Source organism: Prevotella communis, assembly GCF_022024175.1.
Classification (GTDB): Bacteria; Bacteroidota; Bacteroidia; order Bacteroidales; family Bacteroidaceae; genus Prevotella; species Prevotella communis.
The window spans coordinates 1,299,313-1,319,846 of record NZ_CP091794.1; the positions used below are offsets into that span (position 1 = coordinate 1,299,313).

Below are 20,534 nucleotides of genomic sequence, written 5' to 3' on the forward strand. Positions count from 1 at the left end.
TTTACTTGTTCTTTACAATTTGGGCGGTGAAGGTGGCCTCAGAAACAACGTGGTCGCCTACGAAAGCATAGCCGTGCATAGTGGAGATTCCGTGACGGAGTGGTGCCAACAGCTCTACCTTGAATAACAGTGTGTCGCCAGGAACTACCTTCTGACGGAATTTGACACCGTCAATCTTCATGAAATAGGTTGACCAGCGCTCAGGTTCTTCAACGGCGTTGAGTACCAACAGACCGCCACATTGTGCCATAGCCTCAATCTGAAGTACGCCAGGCATGACGGGCTCTTGAGGGAAGTGACCGGTGAAGAATGGCTCGTTGCTGGTGATATTCTTCACACCAACGATGCTTGTAGGACCAATCTCGATGACCTTATCTACCAACTGCATAGGATAGCGGTGGGGGAGCAACTCGCGAATGCGGTTCACGTCCATCACAGGCTCATCGTTTGGATCGTAGGCAGGGGCCTGAATCTCGTGCTTACGGATCTCCTTGCGTATCTCGCGCGCGAACTTATTATTAATAGTATGGCCGGGACGTGTTGCAATGATACGTCCCTTGATGGGCTTACCAATCAGTGCCATATCGCCAATCACGTCGAGCAACTTGTGGCGGGTGCACTCGTTCTCCCACTGCAGGGGCTTGTGCTGGATATAGCCCAGCTCGGTAGCATCACGATGTTCTACATGCAGCAGGTCAGCCAGCATGTCGAGACGCTCCTGAGTGGTCTGACGCTCGTAGATGACGATAGCGTTGTCCATGTCACCACCCTTGATCAGGTTAGCCTGAACCAGTGGCTCGATATCGCGTACGAATACGAATGTACGTGCAGCTGCAATCTCAGAGGTATACTTGGTGATATCGTCGAGCGTTGCAAACTGGCTGTTGATGAATTTTGACTCGAATGAGCACATGGTGGTGAGTGAGAACTGCTCATCAGGCAGGATGGTGATGCAAGAGCCGGTCTCATCGTCTCTTACCTCAATCTTCTTGCGGATGACATACCAGTCTTTTGGCGCATTCTGTTCCTCAGTACCAATCTCCTCAATCTTGTTGACATACTGGATGGCAGAGCCGTCAAGGATAGGGAACTCAGGACCGTTTACCTGAATCAGACAATTGTCAATACCAAGTGCATAGAGTGCTGACAGACCGTGTTCTACTGTTGAAACGCGGATGTCGCCCTTACCAAGCACTGTGCCGCGTTGTGTGTCTACTACGTTTTCGGCTATAGCGTCGATGACAGGCATGCCGTCAAGATCGATGCGCTGAATCTTATAACCGTGGTTCTCTGGAGCGGGATTGAACGTCACCGTGAGGCTCAGTCCAGTGTGCAGGCCTTTTCCGCAGAGCGAGAAACTGCCTTTCAGAGTCTTCTGTTTCATATGCTTATTTGTTTGCTTTTAATTCTTCCAATTCTTTTCTCAGAGCGCTCATCTCCTTGTACATATCAGGCAGACGGCGCAGGATGGCCATGCCCTTGAAGTACACCTTTGGATCCATGGCAGGTGAACCAATCAGCTGTTCGCCATTGCCCTTGGTGTCGCCGATGACGCCACACTGAGCACCCACGAATGTTTTGTCGGCTACGTGGATATGACCAGCGAAACCAGCCTGTCCGCCCACCATACACCACGAACCGATCTTTGTGCTGCCAGCCATGCCTACCTGGGCAGACATCACCGTGTTCTCGCCAATCTCACAGTTGTGAGCCACCTGAATCAGGTTGTCCAGCTTGACACCCTTGTGGATGACGGTAGCACCCATCGTAGAACGGTCTACGCAGGTATTGGCACCAATCTCCACATTATCCTCAATGATGACGATACCAATCTGTGGAATCTTATCGTAACCCTCTACGTTGGGAGCGAAACCGAAGCCGTCGGCACCAATGACGCTGCCGGCGTGAATCGTTACGTTCTGACCAATCTTACATCCCTGATAGATGGTGACGTTGGGGTAGATAAGGCATTTCTCACCCATCTTCACACCCTCGCCAATCACGACGTGGGGATAGATCTGCGTGCCGTCGCCAATCACAGCACCGTCGCCGATGCATGCAAAGGGACCGACATATACGTCTTTTCCCAGTGTGGCCTTAGGTGATACGAAAGCTAGTGGATCGATGCCCGTCTTTTTAGGCTTCATTGATTCGTAGAGCTGCAGCAGTTTGGCCACAGCCTCGTAGGCATTCTTTACGCGAATCAGCGTAGCCTTCACTTCCTGCTCTAATTCCAGGTCGTCGTTCACCAGGACAATGCTGGAAGCTGTTTCATAAAGATAGTGGGTATATTTGGGGTTCGAGAGGAACGAGATAGCTCCAGGCTGACCCTCTTCAATTTTTGCAAATGTATGGACGGCTGCATTTTCGTTGCCTTCCACTCGGCCACCGATAAACTCGGCAATTTGTTTGGCTGTAAACTCCATAATAATGATTCAGTGTTCTTTTTAGGATGCAAAGATAAGCATTTTTATTGAAAACGTTGATAACAAAGGTAATATTTTCGTATTTTTTTAGAAAGAAGCGCCACATTCAGTATCTCCGAGGCTTCCGAGATGTCCCTGATGGTGCCGTCTTTGTAGAGAATGTCGATAGAATCGTCGTCAACGGCGTACATATCTTTCTGAATTCTGTTGATGCTCATCATGTAGTGGGCGTCGCTCTTGTCGATGCCCATGTTCCGCGCTATCATGGTCTGCAGCTCGTCAATACGTTCGTCGGTGATGGGACTGTCGTGTACCTCCACCTTGAAGATGCGGCGGTCCAGCATATCCGTAGCCAGGGTCGACAGTATCTTGTCATCGGAATGCTTCCATGCTTTCATGGCACTCCAGATGTCGCTGTCGTCCAGTTCCTCGTACATGTGAAGCGCCTCTTCGTGGTCGGCAAACCATTGTGCGTTGACATCGTTTTCGATGAAGTAGGAGAGGGCAGGCGACGCAAATACCTGATGTCCCCGTTTGGCCAGATCCTTTGCCCTGGTCAGCATGTTGACCAGCACCTTTTCGTAGGCAACAGCCGTCTTGTGGAGATATACCTGCCAGTACATTAACCGCCTGGTAGTCAGATAGTTCTCGAGTGAATAGATACCTTTTTGTTCAACCACTAAACGGTCGTCTACCACGTTCAGCATCTTGATGATTCTGGCAGAGCCGATATTGCCCTCCGTGACACCGGTGAAGAACGAATCACGACGCAGATAGTCCAGTCGGTCCATGTCCAGCTGACTGGATATCAACTGGTGCAGAAAACGTTTCGGATAGTGGTCCTTGAAGATAGAGATGGCCAGGTTCAACTGTCCTCCCAAATCCTTGTTGATCTGCTCCATCATCATCAGCGAGATGTCCTCATGGGAGATGCCCCTGATGAGGGTATTCTCCAGTACGTGCGAGAACGGGCCGTGCCCGATGTCGTGCATCAGGATGGCCGCCTCTACTGCCTCGGCTTCAGAGTCAAAAATAAACTGTCCTTTCTGCTGAAGTGACTGGATGGCTTCACTCATCAGGTAGAAAGCGCCTAGCGAGTGCTGAAAACGCGTATGGCGGGCACCTGGATAGACCACAGATGCCAGACCCAGTTGATTGATGCGATTGAGTCGTTGAAACAGCGGGTGCTTCACGATGTCATAAAGCAGGCCGCGTGGTATTTTGATAAACCCGAATACCGGGTCGTTGATGATTTTTGCGTCGTCCATAATTCTTCTGACTGCAAAGGTACGAAAAAATGGCGTGAAAAGCAAAAATTTACTTAAATTAAATTATTAAACGAATGCAAATTTCTTTCGTCAGCGAGCAAACGGATTTTAAAGGTTTTGCGTGAAATGTTAAAATGCAAGAAAAAATCGAGACAGATTGTCAGTTTCATGATTTTTGCCTATATATTTGCATCAACGCTTTCTAGCAAGAAATAATCATTAACATAATACGAGAAGATATGAAAAAGATTTTAAATTATGTGGTTCCCTCCTTGAGTTTGGCGGCCATTGTTTTCTCAGTAGCAGCATTCAATGAAACACAAGCTGCTACCCAAGAACCTGATGTCATGGAAGTATCTACGGCAACAGCCGTACAACCTGTTGACCTGACCTATGCAGCAGAAAAAGCACTCCCTTGTGTTGTACATATTAAATACGTGCAGAATTCAAAAATCCAGACTGTAGAAGTGCAGAGCGACCCCTTTGACGATTTCTTCAGTGATCCGTTTGGAGGTTTTTTTGGACGCGGACAGCGTGGTCAGGGCGGCACACGCAAACAGCAGGTGCAGACGCCTAAGAAGACTGCCACCGGTTCTGGTGTCATCATCTCTGCAGACGGCTATATCGTCACCAATAACCACGTGGTTGACGGTGCTGACGAACTGACAGTCACGCTGAATGACAACAAGGAATACTCTGCCCGTATCATCGGTGCTGACAAAACGACAGATTTGGCACTCATCAAGATTGATGCCAAGAACCTGCCTGCTATCCGTATTGCTAACAGTGACAATGTGAAGGTAGGTGAGTGGGTGCTGGCTATTGGTAACCCCCTCGGTCTGACCAATACCGTTACTGCTGGTATCATCTCAGCCAAGGCCCGTACACTGGGTGCCAATGGCGTGGAGAGCTTCATCCAGACCGACGCTGCCATTAATGCAGGTAACTCAGGTGGTGCCCTTGTCAATACCAATGGCGAACTGGTTGGTATCAATGCCATGCTTTATTCCCAGACAGGTTCATATAGCGGCTATGGCTTCGCTATTCCTACGGCGATGATGAACAAGGTGGTGGCCGACCTGAAGCAGTATGGCACCGTGCAGCGTGCTATGATTGGTATCAGCGGACGCGACGTGAAGACACAGGTTGACATTGAGAAGGAGGATGGCAAGGATGCTGACTATGGCACTATGGAGGGTATCTATGTGGCTGAGGTTGTGGAGAATAGCGCTGCTGCCGAGGCTGGCATTGAGAAGGGCGACATCATCACTGAGGTGGATGGCCACAAGGTGACGAAGTTTGGCGACCTCTCTGGTTTGATTGCCCAGAAGCGTCCTGGCGATAAGATTAGCTTGACCTACCTGCACAACAAGAAGAAGCAGACGAAGACGGTGACGCTGCGCAACGAGCAGGGCAACACCAAGGTGGTGAAGAATGCCGACCTCGACGTGCTGGGAGCCGACTTCCGTGAGGTGACGAAGGCACAGAAGGAGCAGTTGGAGATTTCTTACGGTTTGGAGGTTATCAAGGTCAATGCCGGCAAGATGAAGGAGGCTGGTGTGCCTAAGGGCTTCATCATCCAGCGCGTCAACGACGAGGCGATGAATACTGTTGAGGATCTGCAGGATATTGTCAAGGATGCTTCTACCTCTAAGGAGCCCGTCCTCGTTATCAAGGGTATCTTCCCCACTGGTAAGCGCGGCTACTTCATCGTACAGCTGCAGAACGATTGATTTATTTTCATAAAAGGTTGCAGTTTTGAGGATTATCCAAGAATCTGCACTTTTTTTTTGGCCATATCATTTTTTTGGTTTACCTTTGCACATTGACTAGAAACTGATAGAGCTATGAGACAATTGAAGATAACTAAATCAATCACTAACCGTGATGGCGAGTCGCTTGACAAATACCTTCAGGAAATCAGCAAGGAGGAGCTCCTTACTGTGGAGGAAGAAGTAGAACTTGCAGCACGTGTTAAGAAAGGTGACCAGAAAGCATTGGAAACTCTCACAAGAGCCAATCTTAGATTTGTTGTCAGTGTCGCGAAGCAATATCAGAATCAGGGCCTGTCGTTGCCAGACCTCATCAACGAGGGCAATCTGGGGCTTATCAAGGCTGCAGAGCGCTTTGACGAGACACGTGGCTTCAAGTTCATCTCCTATGCCGTGTGGTGGATTCGTCAGAGCATCCTCCAGGCCATAGCCGAGCAGAGTCGTATCGTGCGTCTGCCCCTTAATCAGGTCAGTTCCGTCAATAAGATCAGTCAGGTGCTGAGTCGCTTTGAACAGGAAAACGAGCGCCGTCCGTCGGTTGATGAAATCTCTGAGCAGGTGGACCTGCCCCTGGAGAAGATTGACGAGGCCCTGAGCATCAATGGCAAACATGTATCCGTGGATGCACCCTTTGCCGATGGCGAGGACAACTCCTTGCTGGATGTGCTGGTCAACGATAACTCGCCTTCTGCCGACAAGCAGCTCGTGCTGGAGTCGCTTCGTCAGGAGATACAGAAGGCCCTCTCGTGTCTCAATGAGCGTGAGCGCATGATTATCGAGGCCTACTATGGAATAGAGCAGCCTGAGATGACGCTTGAGGAGATTGGCACCAGATATGGTCTCACCCGTGAGCGTGTGCGCCAAATCAAGGAGAAGGCTATCCGCCGCCTCCGCAACAACACCCAGAACAAGATGCTGAAAAGCTATCTGGGTTAATTTTAGTAGAGAATATAATAAAACTAGTGATATTTTGAAACGAGTCGTAATGATGCTCATTGCTGTGATGGCACTCGGCATGAGCGTGCAGACAAGTGCCAAGAAGGTGCAGGTGCCCAAGATGTACATCTTTGGTTTTGCAGCTTCGTTTAATGATACTATTGTGCACTTCACCAATGTGCAGGAGATTGACAGCGCATGGATTGAGAAGAAGAATAATTTCCTGCAGACGCGCGAACTGTATTCCTATCAGTTGCGCGACTTCCTGGCCAATCAGAAGCAGATGCCCCGTCGCACCTGTGTGGTATATGCCAATAAGAACAAGAAGAAGGTGGAGAAGCAATTCCTGAAGTTCAAGAAACTCTATACCCAGCAGTCCAAGAACCAGCACCAGCAGTACGACCTGCGCTATCTGGAGGATAAGGAGTTTCATTTCAAGACCATCAATCTTCGTGACTATTTCGACGACGTGAATGCCGAACAGTAATGTCTTTCTCATTGCAGGGCATCAAGTCTGCATCCGGTTCGCTGACACCACTGTCAACTCAATGACGCTGCTCCCTTCCTTTGGAGCGTTTCAGTGCTGTCAGGAGTCGGATGATTTTCTTTTCACGCTGACTGTCGATGACACCATCCGTCCTGCGGGCAACAAGAAACTCGTCAGGAAGTTTGATACTGGCAATGGCGACACCCTGGTCTATCAGTTGCCTGACGGAGGCTATCAGTTTATCATCCGTGATATCCACGATCGCGACTGCTGTCTGTTGATTGCCAATAGCGATTTCTCCGATTGTCGTTGTGCGCTGAATGGCGACTGGCTGATGCGCTCCTTCGGACTTAATGATGCCCTGATGCTGGCCTATGCCTTTGCTGGGGCCTATCGGCACACCATGCTGATTCATGCCTCTACCATCATGCATCATGGCTATGGCTATCCGTTTATTGCCCAGAGTGGTACCGGCAAGAGCACACATTCCTCGCTCTGGCTGAAACATATCGAGGACTGCCAGCTGATGAACGATGATAATCCTATCGTTCGAATCATGGACGACGGACTGCCCTATATCTTTGGCTCTCCCTGGAGTGGTAAGACGCCCTGCTATCGTCCTGTGCGTGCCCGCCTGGGTGCTGTCACCCGTATAGAGCGTGCCCCCCAGAACCGTATTGAGCAACTGGGCCCCGTTCAGGCTTTCGCCTCCGTGCTTCCAGCCTGTAGCAGCATGAAGTGGGACGCGGTAATCTACAACCACCTGTGCGATGCCGTGTCACGTATCATCGAGACCACCCCTGTCTATACCCTGTATTGTTTACCTGATCAAGAAGCAGCCGTGCTATGCCACAAGACCATCACCAGATAAAGACCGTCCAGATGCCCAATGATGTGTTCCTGCCCTTTGTCATAGAGCAGTTGAACGAAGGGCATACAGCCACTCTTCCCTTGCGTGGACGCAGTATGCGCCCCTTCCTGGAAGACGGGCGCGACAAGGCCCTGCTGCAGCTTTGCGACCATCCGCAGGTGGGCGATGCCGTGCTGGCCGAGATTTCAAAGGGTCTCTTCGTGCTCCATCGCATCATCCGTATCGAGGGCAGACAGGTGACCCTTCGTGGCGATGGCAACCTCAGCGACGAACACTGTATGCTGAGTGACATCAGGGCAAAGGCCGTGGGCTTTTATCGGAAGGGCAGACAGACGCTCGACCGTACTGACGGACGTAAGTGGCGCCTCTATTCCTGGTGGTGGACGCGCCTCTATCCCCTCCGTCGTTACCTGCTATTTATTATTTATCCCCATATACCCCAACGATTCAAATGAAGACAAAGAAAGGTTTTAAATTGCGTACCATCTGCGGTGAGAATATCATCGTGGCAGAAGGTATTGAGAATATTGATTTCAGTCGTATCATCAGCATGAACGAGTCGGCTGCCTACCTGTGGCAACACATTCAAGGAGCAGATTTTGACGCTGACACGCTGACGAAACTGCTCCTTGAGGAATATGATATTGATGAGGCTACTGCCCGTCAGGATGCCACCCAACTCATTGCCAAGTGGCAGGAGGCAGGCATCATAGCCTAAGCACCTTGTTATACATCGTGCCAAAGTCGGCACTGAGGCAGGGCTCTTCGCGGAAGATGCCAAACAGCGCACTGCCACTACCACTCATAGCGGCATAGACGGCTCCCATCTGGTAGAGCCGTTCTTTTATTTGTCCTATCTCGGGGTGCAGGGCAAAGACGCTCGTCTCGAAATCATTCACCAGTTCGTCGCGCCATGTCTCAATAGGCTGACTGACGATGGTACGACAGTTCTTCGCGGGCTTCTGGGGTACAATACGTGAAAACGCCTCTTTCGTAGGCACTGGGATGTCAGGTCTGACGATAGCCAGGTAGTAGCCCTTCAGGTTCACATCTATCGTCTGCAGACGCTCTCCGATACCCTCGGCATAAGCCGGTTTGTTCAGGATGAATATCGGACAGTCGGCACCCAGGCGTGCGGCATAGTCAATCAACTGCTGTTCTGTCAGTCCTAAGTGGCACATCTCATTCAGCGCCAGCAACATTGCGGCACAGTCGCTCGACCCGCCTCCCATGCCGGCCTGCGTGGGAATAGCCTTATAGAGGTGTGCATGTACGCGTGGTATCTGTGGAAAGTCCTGTTTCAGCAGGTTATAGGCCCTCACCACCAGGTTGCGCTGCTCGTCGCCCTCAATATGGATATTCGTTACCTTCAGGTCACAGTCGAAGGGCGAGGGGAACGCCTCGTTCATCTCTTGCACCTCCAGTGCATCCTTCAGTTCTACAGGGAAAAATACGGTCTCCAGATTGTGATAGCCGTCTGGCCGGCGTTCTACGACATTCAGTCCTAAATTAATCTTTGCAATAGGAAATACAATCATTTTTTCTTTTTATCTCAGTGTTCTAATCTTGAATCCTCTAAATACTTTGGACATAATGGCTCCAGCGCGCATTTCTCGCAATGCGGCTTGCGCGATGTGCATACATAGCGTCCGTGGAGCAGCAGCCAGTGGTGGGCCTGCGCCATCTCCTGCTCAGGAATGTGTTTTCTTAACATCATCTCCACCTTGTAGGGCGTGTTTTCCTTTTTCGTGACCAGTCCTAACCTGTGGCTCACCCTATACACATGCGTATCTACAGGCATAGCCGACTGCCCAAAGGCTACAGCTTGCATCACGTTGGCCGTCTTCCGTCCCACGCCAGGCAAATCCAGTAGCGCGTTCATATCCTGAGGCACCTGACCTTGATGCCGCTCCATCAGCAGTCGAGCCATCTCCGACAAATGTTTCGCCTTCGCGTTAGGGTAGCTCACGCTACTGATGTAATCCAGTATCTCGTCGGGTTCGGCCTGTGCCATGTGCTGCGCGTCAGGATAGCGCTGAAACAGTTCGGGCGTCACCTGATTCACGCGTTTGTCCGTGCACTGTGCACTCAGCACCACAGCCACCAGTAGTTGAAACACACTGCCATACGTCAGTTCTGTGTCCACCTCGGGCATCTCCTTCCTAAAATAGTCTAATACCAGTTTGTATCTCTCTTCTCTTCTCATTAATCGTTTTCAATCTGCTTTAACGGAATCTCAAGCACAAAGCGGCACCCCTCTTGGTAGCTGTCGTCGAGCCATAGGTCGCCACCCAGGTTGAGCGCGTGGCGCTTAGCCAGCGGCAGTCCTAATCCCAAACCCTCAGACAGGTCATCTATCTTTGTGAAGAATTTGAACATCAGGTCGCGATAAGGCTCAGAGATACCTTTACCCGTATCCTCTACGATGAAGCGTATGGCGCTGCCCGTGGGTACGATTCTCAGGACGATATGCTGTCTGTCAGAGTATTTGGCAGAGTTGTACAGCAGCTCACTCAGACAGCGTATCAGGTAAACCCGGTTGGACTCTACACAGACATCATCGTCGACCTCCGTTTGGAGTTCTATGTGAATATTGGGGTAGTGGCTCTTCAGGTATTCCAGACACTCGCGAGCCATACTGTTGCATTTCACCATGTCGAACTGCGCCGTTCTCAGTTCCTCAGAGAAGCCCGAGTCGGAACTGTCAAACAGCATGCTGATCAGACGGTGGAGCAGTTTTGCCTGATGATCCATTGTGCTGACGATGCTCTTCATCTCCTCTTCGGGCAGCGCCTCCTTCTTTCCTGTCGTATCGTGGAGCACCTGCGAGAATCCCATGACGATATTCAGTGGGGTGCGTATCTGGTGCGACACATTCTGAATGAAGGCCGTTTTCTGCCTGTTGGCCTCCTGAGCCAGTTTCGTGGCCTCTTCCAATTCCTTGTTGCGCAGTTGCAGCTTGTCTGTGATAAAGCGCACGAGGCCCATGTGGAACTGCAATGCCTGTAGCATGGCGACAAAGCTGTTTTGCAGTCGTCCTATGTCGTCAATCCGCTTACTGCGCCGTATATACACCTCCAGGTTGCCCTCAGCAATCATACGTGTTTTCGCCAGCAGTTCTCTGATGCTGCTGAAACTATGCGACACGGCCCTGTAGCACAGCAGCACGATAATCAGCAATCCGACAACCAGCAAGGGTACCAGGATGTTGGTCAGCATGTAGTAATTCTTCAGGATATCATTGTCAGGACACACGATGGCCAGGCTCCAGTCAGTGCCCGGCACAGGCTTGTAGCACACTAAGTAACCCTTGCCGTCAACATATATCGGCATGCCTCCCTCCTTGCCGGCCGTCATCTGGTAACCCAGTGCGATGAGGTCCTGCTGCGTGCGAGGGTCGGCATCGTCGAAGATGGTCTTTTTGAACAGACGCGTAGTGTCGGGATGCACCACGTAGCGTCCGTCGTGGTCGAGCATCATGAAATAGCTGTTGGGGTAGGGGCGCTCCTGATTGATGATCTTTGTGATTTTCAGCAGCGACAGGTCTGTAGAGATGATGCCCACCACCTCGTTGTCCTGGTTGTGCAGCGGTCGGCCGTACGATGCCAGCATGCCGTCGATGGTCAGCGTCAGCGAGTCAGTCTCGTCGAAAAATATCTCCCAGCAGGCAGCATCCTGGTCGTGTGGCAGTTTGTACCATGACTTCTGGAAATATTCATATATATCTTCCACCACGGTCTTCACGCTGTCGTCCTCTCTCACGGTATAGGCCGAGTAGTAGCGCCCCTTGTCGGGAAACAGGAAAGGTTCGCCGCTCACCGAACAGCCGTCTATATGCGGGTTCAGTGCCACTAGCTTGTGCGAGATGGTCAGAAACGAGTCGGGGTCCATCTTCTCTTCGAGCATCCAGCTATAGGCCTCTGTGGCTGTCTTCACGGCTATCATACTCCTGTTCAGTCGCTGCATGCTGGCGTTCAGGGCACTCTTGGTGCGCCCCACGGCCTTGTGCCTGATTACCTGTCGTGCCTCAAAGAAGAGCACACCTATCGTCGTGATGAAGACGGGCGCTGCCAGCAGCAGTATCACGAAGGCGAGCCTGGTGGAAAGGTGGTGCAGTTTAATCTTCATTTTCATAGCTGTCCTCCTTTCTCATTTCCTCTTCCGACATGTTTATCAGGTCGTTGAGCAGTTTGGTGATGGCCTCACCGTTCTTCTGTACATCCTCCGTCAGGGTGAGAATGCCGTCTGTTGACGTGGTGCCGGCAAACATCGTGCTTACATCCTTGTCTATCTGCGCTGCCGGCGTAATCATCTGGTTGGTCATGTTGTGCAGGAATGCCGTCTTCATGCGGTCGGCCTTCTTGATATCGTTGTAAGCCTTTTTCAGTTCGTCGGCACGTTTCTGCAGCGTGACTTTCTGCTGTTCCATCTCGCCGATGTTCACAGCCAGCGACTGCTGCATTGCCTTGAAGTTGTCCTGCAGATGCCCTATCTCGTTTGTGTGGTGACTGTCGGGTATCTGCTCGTCAAATTTGCCTTCCGCTATGCGCTGAGCCGACGTGGTGAGCAGTTTCAGCGGTTGCAGCATGTAGCGTATGATGATGTGGCAGAGCACAAACATCAGGAGCAGACTTACGAGGGCAATGATGAAGATATAGCACACCATGTGGTTGTACTCGCCATAGACATCCTCTTTGGGATAGACGATGCCCACGTGCCAGTTGAGTGTCTCCATAGAGCGTCCCTTCACGGCCATGCGTGTAAACGGCATGTAGAAGATGATATATTCGGTGCCGTTCATCGTAAACGGATTGTACCCCGTCTCGCCCCTGAGCATAGCTTCGGCAGCTTCCTTCAAACCCGGCTCAGTCTTGAATTCCTTTTGCGTGAAGATGGTTTGGCGAAACAGTTTGTTGCTGTCGGGATGCACAATGTAGGTGCCCTCTTCGTCAAACAGCACGCAATAGGAGTTGCGCGACGTCTTCGACTCCAGCATGATGTCTGACAGCAGTTTGAGCGACACGTCGATGCCCATCACGCCAACAGGCTTTTGAGCTTCGTCGCCGGGCCTGATGGGTATGGCAAAGGTGACGATTGGTTCCGTCACGCCCTCCACGTCGGTCATGGGATTTATCCAGCACGTCTTGGCTGTCTGCAGGGGCTTTGTGTACCATCCCTGCTGGGTGTAGCGCGAGTTGCCGAACGCGTCTGCCCGCACCACCGTGGAGTCGTATTTGTTTACCCTGTGATAATAGGCCATAAATTCCTGCCCTTCTTCGTAGAAGCCGGGTTCCAGGGCTATAGCGCATCCAATGATATAGGGATTCGACTCTACCAGTTCCTTGCTGAACCTGTACATCTTCTCAGGATCACGCAGGTAGGGCTTCATCATGAAATAGTGATTGCCAGCGGCCTGTTCGGCACTCAGCAACACGTTGTCTATGCGGGCAATGGTGCCGTCGAGCGTCTGCTTGGTGCTCAGCAGGGTTTCTTCCTTGACGGCTTTTCTGGAAAAATGCAACATGCAAATCATGGAGGCCAGGAGCAGAATAGACATGGCCAACACGATCATTAGGCTGATCCTTACGGACAAGGCTTTTTTGATTATTCTAGGTGCATGTAGCATAGTTAAAGCATATATCGTGAGCAAAATTAAGTATTTGTTATGAAAAAACCATACGTATGATTTAAAAAAATGTTAATTCGTACGCTTTACACTATTCTTTTAGTAACTTTGACCACAGTCGAAGGTAGGCTGCATCTCGGAAAAACTCAAATAAATTTGGTTTTTCGCTCGATTTGCACTACCTTTGCACACAGAAAGCACTGCTCCGGCTTGTCGCTGGCCTTTCTGAAAGGAGAGACGAGAGGAAAGTCCGGGCGGCACAGGGCGCTCCACTTCTGAAAGTAGAAGCAGCTGGTGACAGTTGGTCAGGGGAGAAGAGAATGACCGCCTCGCTTGCGAGGTAAGGGTGAGAAGGTGGTGTAAGAGACCACCAGGCAGCGGGCGATCGCTGTGCTGTTCCCACTGGAGGCCGCAAGTTCATGTATACCATCGCCATGTAAGGGTTGCCCGCCCGAGTTCCCTTTGCGGATGCGATGGAGGGTAGAACGCTAGAGACGCATGGTGACGTGCGTAGTAGATAAATGACAGGCACCGGCAGCAATGCTGGCACAGAACCCGGCTTATAGGGGCAATGCTTTCTTTTTTTTAGTGAAAAGTGAATAGTGAAAAGTGAAAAATTTCTTGCCGTGCAAGCGACCAAAGGTCGAGCGGCTTCCGCTTTATAGAGGCTTATGGGACTAAAAAAACTGATACGATTCTTGCAGGTGGATATCTGGCGTATTCCTGATGAGGAACTGTCGCCTGTGCGCCGTGTGTGCTACGAGATTATCAAGGTGGCCTCACTGGCTATCCGTTTCTTTACCACCAAGCGTGTGGTCAATCAGGCCTCGGCGCTTACCTATTCCACGCTGCTGGCTATCGTGCCCATCCTGGCTGTGGTCTTTGCCATAGCGCGCGGCTTCGGCTATAATAAGTATATAGAGGTATGGTTCCTCGACTCGTTTTCGTCGCAGCCTCAGGTGGCCGAGGTCATCGTTGGCTTCGTCAACAGTTATCTGGTGCATACCAAGAGTGGCATCTTCCTGGGTGTGGGTCTTATCTTTATGCTCTACACGGTGATGATGCTGGTCAACAATATCGAGCTGACTTTCAATGAGATATGGCAGGTGAAGAAGAAACGTAGCATCTTCCGTACCATCACGGACTATCTGTCTATGTTCTTTCTTTTCCCCATCCTCATCGTGGTGTCGTCGGGTCTCAGCCTGTTTCTGGCCACGATGGCCAACTCCATGGACGATTTCCTGCTGTTGGGCTCTACGCTGAAGTTTTTTATTGATGCCACGCCATATTTCCTGATGTGTCTGCTCTTCATCGCCCTCTACGTCTTGATGCCCAATACGCATGTCAAGGTGAAGAACGCCATTGTGCCAGGCATCCTCTCGGGTATCGCCATGCAGATGGTGCAGTTTGTGTATATCCATTCTCAGATGTGGGTCACTGGCTATAACGCCATCTACGGTTCTTTTGCTGCCCTGCCTCTGTTTATGCTCTGGGTGCAGATATCGTGGACTATCTGCCTGTTTGGTGCCGAACTGACCTATACGTCGCAGAACCTGGATTTCTACGACTACGACGCGCATACCGATGATATCTCGCATCGCTACCAGCTGATGATTTCCGCTCTGCTCATGTCGCGCATCTGTCGTCGTTTTGCTGATGGCAAGGCTGCTCCCTCGGCCGATGATCTGCGTAAGGAGACGGGCATCCCCATCCGTATTGTCAACGACCTGCTGTTTAAGTTGGCCGAGGCTAAAATGGTCATCGAGGTATCGTCTGATGAGAAGGGTGCTACCTCTGTCTTTGTGCCTGCCGAGAGTCTTGATAATCTCAGTGTGGGTGTGATGATTGATCGTCTGGAGGCGCAGGGCAGTTGGAAGCTCGACCTTCCGCTGAGCAACCTGATGAATGCGGAGTGGGGGCGTGCTGTGGTGATGCGCATGGGCTACCTCAAGCAGGCAAAGGATGTGAAGCTGGAGGACTTGGTGGAAAGGAGTTAGGATTTAAGTAAGAAGTGCCGCCTAAGGCGAGTGGGAATTAAGAATTGAAAAACAAAAAAGCTTCTCAAAATGAGAAGCCTTTTTTGTAGTCGATAGGGGAATCGAACCCCTATGCCAAGATTGAGAATCTTGTATCCTAACCATTAGATGAATCGACCATTCATTTATAAATCTTTTTACCTTGAAAGAACCCTTTCGTAGTCGATAGGGGAATCGAACCCCTATGCCAAGATTGAGAATCTTGTATCCTAACCATTAGATGAATCGACCATTGGTTCTTCAGTAAGTTTATAAGCGCGGAAGCTGGGGGATTCGAACCCCCGGTACGGGAACCCGTACGGCAGTTTAGCAAACTGCTGGTTTCAGCCACTCACCCAAACTTCCTCGGTTCCCTTAAAGGTGTCCGAAAAGCATTCTCGCTCAAATGCGGGTGCAAAGGTACGAAATATTTCTGACTCTCACAAATTTTTTTTCAATAATTTTCGATTTTCTTTAAATTATGGCCGAATATGGCTCTTTTTTCTTATATTTGCAGGCAAAATATATATACTATAGAAGAGAATAAACTAGTTTTTTGCTATGACACCACTGGAACAAAGAAATGAGCAGTTGGCTCAGACCGTTATCAAGAACCTGAAGCGCCGGCATATGGAGGGCTTCTATTGTGCGACGGCAGAAGAGGCCGTGAAGAAAGTTTCTGAACTCATTGAGGACGGAAGCAGTGTGACGTGGGGCGGTACAATGACTGTCCGCGACATGGGTATCCCCCAGTATCTTAAAGACCGTGGTACACTCGAGGTGCTCGACCGTGACCTCGCTGCAACGCCAGAGGAAGCACAAGCGATATATCTCAGGGCGTTCTCTTCAGACGTCTATCTGTCCAGCGCCAATGCTATCTCTGAGGATGGCGTCATTGTGAACATTGATGGCAACGGAAACCGGGTGGCTGCCATCACCTGGGGACCGAAGAAGGTGATCTTTATCGTCGGTATAAATAAGGTGGCTCAAAGTGTGGAGGCTGCTCTGGCTAGGGCGCGCAGCACGGCGGCGCCTACCAACGCGGCGCGCTTCGATGTCAAGACGCCTTGCAAGACCGACGGTGTGTGTCATAACTGCAACTCGTCGCAGTCTATCTGTAACTATGTCCATTTCCTCAGGAACTCCCCTCAGGGCCGACATGTCGTTGTGTTGGTAGGTGAAAACCTAGGATACTGATGGTCTGGTTAATGAGTTCAAAGAATGGCATAATCTAAATGTGTTTTAAATGGTATTGTTAATTATTTTTATTGGTGTCAATTTCGGGCTTCTATAGTGTCTTCGTGCTTCCAATTTTCCTCGTGCACTAGGAAAATTATTCTCGCTAGTTAGGGCGCAATATTTATCCCTTATTGACGATGCAAAGGTACTCATAAAAAATGATATCTACAATTATTATTTGTCAAGAAATATGAAAACATGAATATCTTACAATCTTACAATCTTACATTCTTACATTTCATATGTTTTTTTTTGAGGTTGGAGTTAAGTAATATAATAATATTATAATATTATTATATTACTTATACTTCTCTCCGCATTTTTTTTATACCAAATGTAAGATTGTAAGAATGTAAGATTGTAAGGTTTGGTTAATCCGAAATAGGTATGAGAAATAAAAAAAAGAGGATGGGGCACATGGCTCATCCTCTTTTTTTTGCTCTGTAGAAGCGTGTTTTATTTGAAAATCAGCTGGGCGAAGTTGTAGAGTCCGTACTTCCACACTACAAAGTTGTGGCCCTGCTCTGGATAGTTGATAAGGGTGCAGGGGATGCCCTTCTCGTCGCAGAAGGCCTTGAGCTGAGCACTGTTGTTCATCAGTCCGTCGGCACCGCCACATACCATCCACAGGAGCTTGTTTTCCTTCTTCACCTTGTTCACATCAGGGATGAGCTGTGCGGCACGCATGGTGTTGGGTGCAGAAGAGAAACCGCCTACGTAGGCAAAGACGTCCATATGGGCCAGTCCGAAGTTGAGCGACTGTCCGCCACCCATTGACAGACCGGCGATGGCACGGTGGTTCTTGTCGGTATAAACGCTGAAATTCTTCTCGATATAGGGAATCAGACTGCCGATGAGGTCTTTGTCGAAATCACCGAAAGCTCTGAAAGAACCCATGCCTCCTGCACGTGAGTCGTCCTTCTGGGCACGTCCGTTGGGCATGACCACAATCATGTCGGCTATTTTTCCGTCGGCATAGAGGTTGTCCATGATAATGTGGGGCACACCACCGTCTCTGTACCACTCGTTCTCGTCGCCACCGATGCCATGGAGCAGGTAGAGCACACTGTACTTTTTTTTGGCGTCGTACTTGGGAGGCAGGTAGACGTTGGCCTTGCGGGTGGTACCAACAGATTCGGACTGATACTCAATGAGTTGCACGGTGCCTTTGGCGATGCCTTCGCGCTCCTGGTCGAAACCCTGAGGGGCTGCCTTGTACTCATTAAACTTTACATCAATTTGTGGGCCACCGAACATGGGAATCTGGGGCTCCTGGGCATTGGCTGTGATCACAGAGAGGCAAAGCAATGCTGCGAAATAAATTTTTTTCATTGTTTTAAGCAATTAATGATTGATTAAATTTACTACGTAATTAGACGGGGGCACTATCCTGAGGTTTAAACAAGACGTACTTTTTCTTTGAAAAGATTTTTTTCTGCGAAAAATATTTGGCAGTCTTGAAAAAAATCAGTACCTTTGCACTCGCTTTTGAAAAACGGGTGTTTTCCAGAGTGGCCAAATGGGGCAGACTGTAAATCTGCTGTCTTTCGACTTCGGTGGTTCGAATCCATCAGCACCCACTTCACTAAAAGCTTTTTGAAAACAAAAAAGTGATGCGCCTCTTTTGAGACGCATCTTTTTTTCGTTTATCGATAGGCGAGGGGTTAGTCCTCGTCCTTGAGTTCGGCCTCGTGCTCCTTGATAAGGGTCTGCTGGATATCGTTTGGCACCAGTTCGTAAGAGGCAAACTTGGTGGTGAACGATGCACGACCGCCAGTGATAGAGCTCAGTGCGATAGAATAGTTGGAGAGCTCCTTCAAAGGAATCTTGGCAGAGAGCTTCTGATAGCCAGCCTCAGAGTCCATACCCATGATGATGGCACGGCGTCCCTGCAGGTCGCTCATCACGTCGCCCATATAGTCGGCAGGTACATAGACCTCGAGGTCGTAGATAGGCTCCAGCACCTTAGGTCCAGCCTCGCGGAAGGCAGCGCTGAATGCATTACGTGCAGCCAGCATGAATGAGAGCTCGTTTGAGTCAACGGGGTGCATCTTACCGTCGTAGACGATAACGCGCACGTCGCGAGCGTAAGAACCTGTCAGAGGACCCTGTTCCATGCGTTCCATGATACCCTTGAGGATAGCGGGCATGAAGCGCATATCGATGGCACCACCCACCACGGAGTTGATGAAGACGAGTTTGCCGCCCCATTCCAGGTCGATCTCTTCCTTGCCCTTGATGTTCATCTTGAACTCCTGACCGTTGATCTTGAATGATGTAGGATCGGGCATACCGTCAGCATAGGGCTCTACAATCAGGTGGACCTCACCAAACTGACCAGCACCGCCTGACTGCTTCTTGTGACGATAGTCGGCACGCGCCATCTTCGTGATGGTCTCACGATAAGGAATCTTGGGCTCGATATACTCAATCTTGATCTTCTCGTTGTTCTCCATACGCCATTTCAGGGTGCGCAGGTGGAACTCTCCCTGACCATGAACGATGATCTGGCGAAGCTCTTTAGACTGCTCTACAACCCATGTGGGGTCTTCCTGACGCATCTTGGTCAGGGCCACCATCATCTTCTCGGTCTCGGCCTCGTTGACGGCCTTGATGGCGCGAGAATACTTAGAATTAGGATACTTGATGAAGTCGTAGCGCCACTCGCAGTCCTTGCCGTTGAGGGCATTGCCGGTCTTCACGTCCTTCAGTTTCACGGTACAGCCGATGTCGCCGGCCTTCAGTTCGTCAACTGGGATGCGGTTGGCTCCTGCACATGCATAGATGGTGCCGATGCGCTCCTTAGAACCACGGTCGGAGTTGGTCAGGTCGTCGCCACTCTTCACAGCGCCACTCATCACCTTGAAATACTGCACCTCGCCGATGTGGGGCTCTACGCCCGTCTTGAAGAAATAGAGCGATGTGGGGCCTGCGGCATCGGGGGTGACCTCCTCGCCACGGGTGTTGCGCACCTTGGGCATCTCGCTCACAAAGGGCACCACATTGCCCAGGAACTCCATCAGACGGCGCACACCCATATCCTTGCCTGCGCAGACGCAGAACACGGGGAAGATAGAACGGGTTACCAGACCCTTGCGGATACCTTCGCGCATCTCGTCCTCAGTGAGGCTCTCGCTCTCGAAGAATTTCTCCATCAGTGTATCATCGTTGGCTGCAGCAGCCTCTACGAGGGTAGCGTGCAACTCCTTTGCTTTCTCCATCTGGTCGGCAGGAATCTCCTCAATGATAGGAGCACCGCCTTCGGGCTTCCATGAGTATTTCTTCATCAGAAGCACGTCGATCACGGCGTTGAAATCAGGACCTGTGGCAATAGGATACTGCACGGGTACGCACTTCTCACCGTAGATCTCCTTCATATTAGTAAGGATAGTGTCAAAGTCGCAGTGCTCCTTATCCAACTGGTTTACCAGGAAGATGACGGGCTTCTGCAGCTTTTCTGTGTAGCGGAAGGCATTCTGGGTGCCTACCTCTGGGCCATACTGGCCATTCAGCAGAATAACAGCCTGGTCGGTGACGTTGAGGGCGGTGATGGCACCACCTACGAAGTCGTCTGAACCTGGACAGTCAATGATATTGAGTTTTTTGTTATTCCACTCCACATGAAAAACAGTAGAGAACACCGAGTAGCCATATTCCTGTTCAACGGGGAAATAATCGCTCATGGTGTTCTTACCTTCTACGGTGCCGCGACGCTTGATGATGCCGGCCTCGTAAACCATTGCTTCGGCAAGAGTAGTCTTGCCGCTACCCGCACTGCCAAGCAATGCAATGTTCTTAATCTCGTTTGTCTGATAAACTTTCATACTTTATAGTCTTTAGGTTATAGGTATAATAAATTGTGGGTTCGAAATTAGGCATTTTCATTGAAAACGC

General features: G+C 50.3%; 17 protein-coding genes, 4 tRNA genes and 1 other RNA gene. 10 read left to right on the forward strand and 12 right to left on the reverse strand.

The genetic code is table 11. From position 1 onward, the window contains the following. Position 1: 1 nt before the first annotated feature. From L6466_RS05155 to L6466_RS05165, 3 genes are read right to left on the reverse strand one after another with little or no spacing between them, the layout of a single operon-like run. Complete coding sequence (locus L6466_RS05155; protein WP_237801854.1) at positions 2-1,384, reverse strand: bifunctional UDP-3-O-[3-hydroxymyristoyl] N-acetylglucosamine deacetylase/3-hydroxyacyl-ACP dehydratase; 1,383 nt, start codon at positions 1,382-1,384, stop codon at positions 2-4. A gap of 4 nt (positions 1,385-1,388) precedes the next feature. After that, positions 1,389-2,426, reverse strand: coding sequence for a UDP-3-O-(3-hydroxymyristoyl)glucosamine N-acyltransferase (gene lpxD, locus L6466_RS05160; protein WP_237801853.1), 1,038 nt, complete (start codon positions 2,424-2,426; stop codon positions 1,389-1,391). A 44-nt stretch (positions 2,427-2,470) separates the two neighbouring features. Beyond that, positions 2,471-3,694: an HD domain-containing protein gene (locus tag L6466_RS05165; protein WP_091853721.1), complete on the reverse strand. Its 1,224-nt coding sequence runs from the start codon at positions 3,692-3,694 to the stop codon at positions 2,471-2,473. A gap of 239 nt (positions 3,695-3,933) precedes the next feature. On the opposite strand from L6466_RS05165, the gene L6466_RS05170 reads away from it, so the two are divergent. From L6466_RS05170 to L6466_RS05195, 6 genes are all read left to right on the forward strand, one after another. Then, complete coding sequence (locus tag L6466_RS05170; protein WP_091853719.1) at positions 3,934-5,427, forward strand: Do family serine endopeptidase; 1,494 nt, start codon at positions 3,934-3,936, stop codon at positions 5,425-5,427. 114 nt (positions 5,428-5,541) lie between these two features. Continuing rightward, positions 5,542-6,402 (forward strand): sigma-70 family RNA polymerase sigma factor, encoded by an 861-nt coding sequence (locus L6466_RS05175; RefSeq protein ID WP_091817336.1) that lies wholly within the window; start codon positions 5,542-5,544, stop codon positions 6,400-6,402. Between the two features lie 34 nt (positions 6,403-6,436). Beyond that, on the forward strand, positions 6,437-6,889 hold the full coding sequence (locus tag L6466_RS05180; protein WP_143005762.1) for a hypothetical protein: 453 nt from the start codon (positions 6,437-6,439) through the stop codon (positions 6,887-6,889). Continuing rightward, positions 6,876-7,760, forward strand: coding sequence for a hypothetical protein (locus L6466_RS05185; RefSeq protein ID WP_091817341.1), 885 nt, complete (start codon positions 6,876-6,878; stop codon positions 7,758-7,760). Before L6466_RS05180 ends, L6466_RS05185 begins: the two co-directional genes overlap by 14 nt. Next, on the forward strand, positions 7,736-8,215 hold the full coding sequence (locus L6466_RS05190) for a S24/S26 family peptidase (RefSeq protein WP_091817344.1): 480 nt from the start codon (positions 7,736-7,738) through the stop codon (positions 8,213-8,215). Before L6466_RS05185 ends, L6466_RS05190 begins: the two co-directional genes overlap by 25 nt. Continuing rightward, the gene (locus L6466_RS05195) at positions 8,212-8,478 is read left to right on the forward strand and encodes a PqqD family protein (protein ID WP_091817348.1); all 267 of its coding nucleotides are present in this window, start codon (positions 8,212-8,214) and stop codon (positions 8,476-8,478) included. The genes L6466_RS05190 and L6466_RS05195 overlap by 4 nt, the downstream gene beginning before the upstream one ends. Here L6466_RS05195 and ispE read toward each other — a convergent pair. From ispE to L6466_RS05215, 4 genes are read right to left on the reverse strand one after another with little or no spacing between them, the layout of a single operon-like run. Next, the gene (gene ispE / locus L6466_RS05200; protein WP_237801852.1) at positions 8,468-9,298 is read right to left on the reverse strand and encodes a 4-(cytidine 5'-diphospho)-2-C-methyl-D-erythritol kinase; all 831 of its coding nucleotides are present in this window, start codon (positions 9,296-9,298) and stop codon (positions 8,468-8,470) included. The genes L6466_RS05195 and ispE overlap by 11 nt on opposite strands. A 14-nt stretch (positions 9,299-9,312) precedes the next feature. Continuing rightward, positions 9,313-9,966 (reverse strand): endonuclease III, encoded by a 654-nt coding sequence (gene nth / locus L6466_RS05205; RefSeq protein WP_091817354.1) that lies wholly within the window; start codon positions 9,964-9,966, stop codon positions 9,313-9,315. Then, positions 9,966-11,894 (reverse strand): ATP-binding protein, encoded by a 1,929-nt coding sequence (locus L6466_RS05210; protein ID WP_237801851.1) that lies wholly within the window; start codon positions 11,892-11,894, stop codon positions 9,966-9,968. The genes nth and L6466_RS05210 overlap by 1 nt, the downstream gene beginning before the upstream one ends. Then, positions 11,878-13,317 carry a PDC sensor domain-containing protein gene (locus L6466_RS05215; RefSeq protein ID WP_176756982.1) on the reverse strand — a complete coding sequence of 480 codons (1,440 nt, stop codon included), beginning with the start codon at positions 13,315-13,317 and terminating at the stop codon, positions 11,878-11,880. The genes L6466_RS05210 and L6466_RS05215 overlap by 17 nt, the downstream gene beginning before the upstream one ends. 266 nt (positions 13,318-13,583) lie before the next feature. On the opposite strand from L6466_RS05215, the gene rnpB reads away from it, so the two are divergent. After that, positions 13,584-13,965, forward strand: an RNA gene (gene rnpB / locus L6466_RS05220) — RNase P RNA component class A. 92 nt (positions 13,966-14,057) lie between these two features. Beyond that, a complete protein-coding gene (locus tag L6466_RS05225; RefSeq protein ID WP_091853712.1) occupies positions 14,058-15,383 on the forward strand; it encodes a YihY/virulence factor BrkB family protein in 1,326 nt (441 codons plus the stop codon). An 86-nt stretch (positions 15,384-15,469) separates the two neighbouring features. Here L6466_RS05225 and L6466_RS05230 read toward each other — a convergent pair. The 3 genes from L6466_RS05230 to L6466_RS05240 form a co-directional block, all read right to left on the reverse strand. Continuing rightward, positions 15,470-15,541 (reverse strand) — tRNA-Glu (locus L6466_RS05230). A 40-nt stretch (positions 15,542-15,581) separates the two neighbouring features. Further along, positions 15,582-15,653, reverse strand: a tRNA-Glu gene (locus L6466_RS05235). Between the two features lie 27 nt (positions 15,654-15,680). Continuing rightward, positions 15,681-15,767: transfer RNA gene (locus L6466_RS05240), tRNA-Ser, on the reverse strand. A gap of 195 nt (positions 15,768-15,962) precedes the next feature. On the opposite strand from L6466_RS05240, the gene L6466_RS05245 reads away from it, so the two are divergent. After that, the gene (locus L6466_RS05245; protein WP_091817366.1) at positions 15,963-16,598 is read left to right on the forward strand and encodes a lactate utilization protein; all 636 of its coding nucleotides are present in this window, start codon (positions 15,963-15,965) and stop codon (positions 16,596-16,598) included. A 498-nt stretch (positions 16,599-17,096) separates the two neighbouring features. On the opposite strand, the gene L6466_RS05250 is transcribed toward L6466_RS05245, so the two are convergent. Then, on the reverse strand, positions 17,097-17,972 hold the full coding sequence (locus tag L6466_RS05250) for an alpha/beta hydrolase (protein ID WP_237801850.1): 876 nt from the start codon (positions 17,970-17,972) through the stop codon (positions 17,097-17,099). A gap of 165 nt (positions 17,973-18,137) precedes the next feature. Here L6466_RS05250 and L6466_RS05255 point away from each other — a divergent pair. Continuing rightward, positions 18,138-18,220, forward strand: a tRNA-Tyr gene (locus L6466_RS05255). Positions 18,221-18,304: 84 nt separating this feature from the next. Here L6466_RS05255 and L6466_RS05260 read toward each other — a convergent pair. Further along, positions 18,305-20,464, reverse strand: a complete 2,160-nt coding sequence (locus L6466_RS05260; protein ID WP_091817371.1) for an elongation factor G — start codon at positions 20,462-20,464, stop codon at positions 18,305-18,307. Between the last annotated feature and the right edge of the window lie 70 nt (positions 20,465-20,534).

Bases quoted from the DNA above. Each gene is read 5' to 3' on its own strand.
- L6466_RS05165 (WP_091853721.1), bottom strand. From the start codon at position 3,694: ATGGACGACGCAAAAATCATCAACGACCCGGTATTCGGGTTTATCAAA.
- L6466_RS05215 (WP_176756982.1), bottom strand. From the start codon at position 13,317: ATGTCTATTCTGCTCCTGGCCTCCATGATTTGCATGTTGCATTTTTCC.
- L6466_RS05260 (WP_091817371.1), bottom strand. From the start codon at position 20,464: ATGAAAGTTTATCAGACAAACGAGATTAAGAACATTGCATTGCTTGGC.
- L6466_RS05245 (WP_091817366.1), top strand. From the start codon at position 15,963: ATGACACCACTGGAACAAAGAAATGAGCAGTTGGCTCAGACCGTTATC.
- L6466_RS05250 (WP_237801850.1), bottom strand. From the start codon at position 17,972: ATGAAAAAAATTTATTTCGCAGCATTGCTTTGCCTCTCTGTGATCACA.
- L6466_RS05190 (WP_091817344.1), top strand. From the start codon at position 7,736: ATGCCACAAGACCATCACCAGATAAAGACCGTCCAGATGCCCAATGAT.
- L6466_RS05155 (WP_237801854.1), bottom strand. From the start codon at position 1,384: ATGAAACAGAAGACTCTGAAAGGCAGTTTCTCGCTCTGCGGAAAAGGC.
- L6466_RS05170 (WP_091853719.1), top strand. From the start codon at position 3,934: ATGAAAAAGATTTTAAATTATGTGGTTCCCTCCTTGAGTTTGGCGGCC.
- L6466_RS05195 (WP_091817348.1), top strand. From the start codon at position 8,212: ATGAAGACAAAGAAAGGTTTTAAATTGCGTACCATCTGCGGTGAGAAT.
- lpxD (WP_237801853.1), bottom strand. From the start codon at position 2,426: ATGGAGTTTACAGCCAAACAAATTGCCGAGTTTATCGGTGGCCGAGTG.
- nth (WP_091817354.1), bottom strand. From the start codon at position 9,966: ATGAGAAGAGAAGAGAGATACAAACTGGTATTAGACTATTTTAGGAAG.
- L6466_RS05185 (WP_091817341.1), top strand. From the start codon at position 6,876: ATGCCGAACAGTAATGTCTTTCTCATTGCAGGGCATCAAGTCTGCATC.
- L6466_RS05210 (WP_237801851.1), bottom strand. From the start codon at position 11,894: ATGAAAATGAAGATTAAACTGCACCACCTTTCCACCAGGCTCGCCTTC.
- L6466_RS05225 (WP_091853712.1), top strand. From the start codon at position 14,058: ATGGGACTAAAAAAACTGATACGATTCTTGCAGGTGGATATCTGGCGT.
- L6466_RS05175 (WP_091817336.1), top strand. From the start codon at position 5,542: ATGAGACAATTGAAGATAACTAAATCAATCACTAACCGTGATGGCGAG.
- ispE (WP_237801852.1), bottom strand. From the start codon at position 9,298: ATGATTGTATTTCCTATTGCAAAGATTAATTTAGGACTGAATGTCGTA.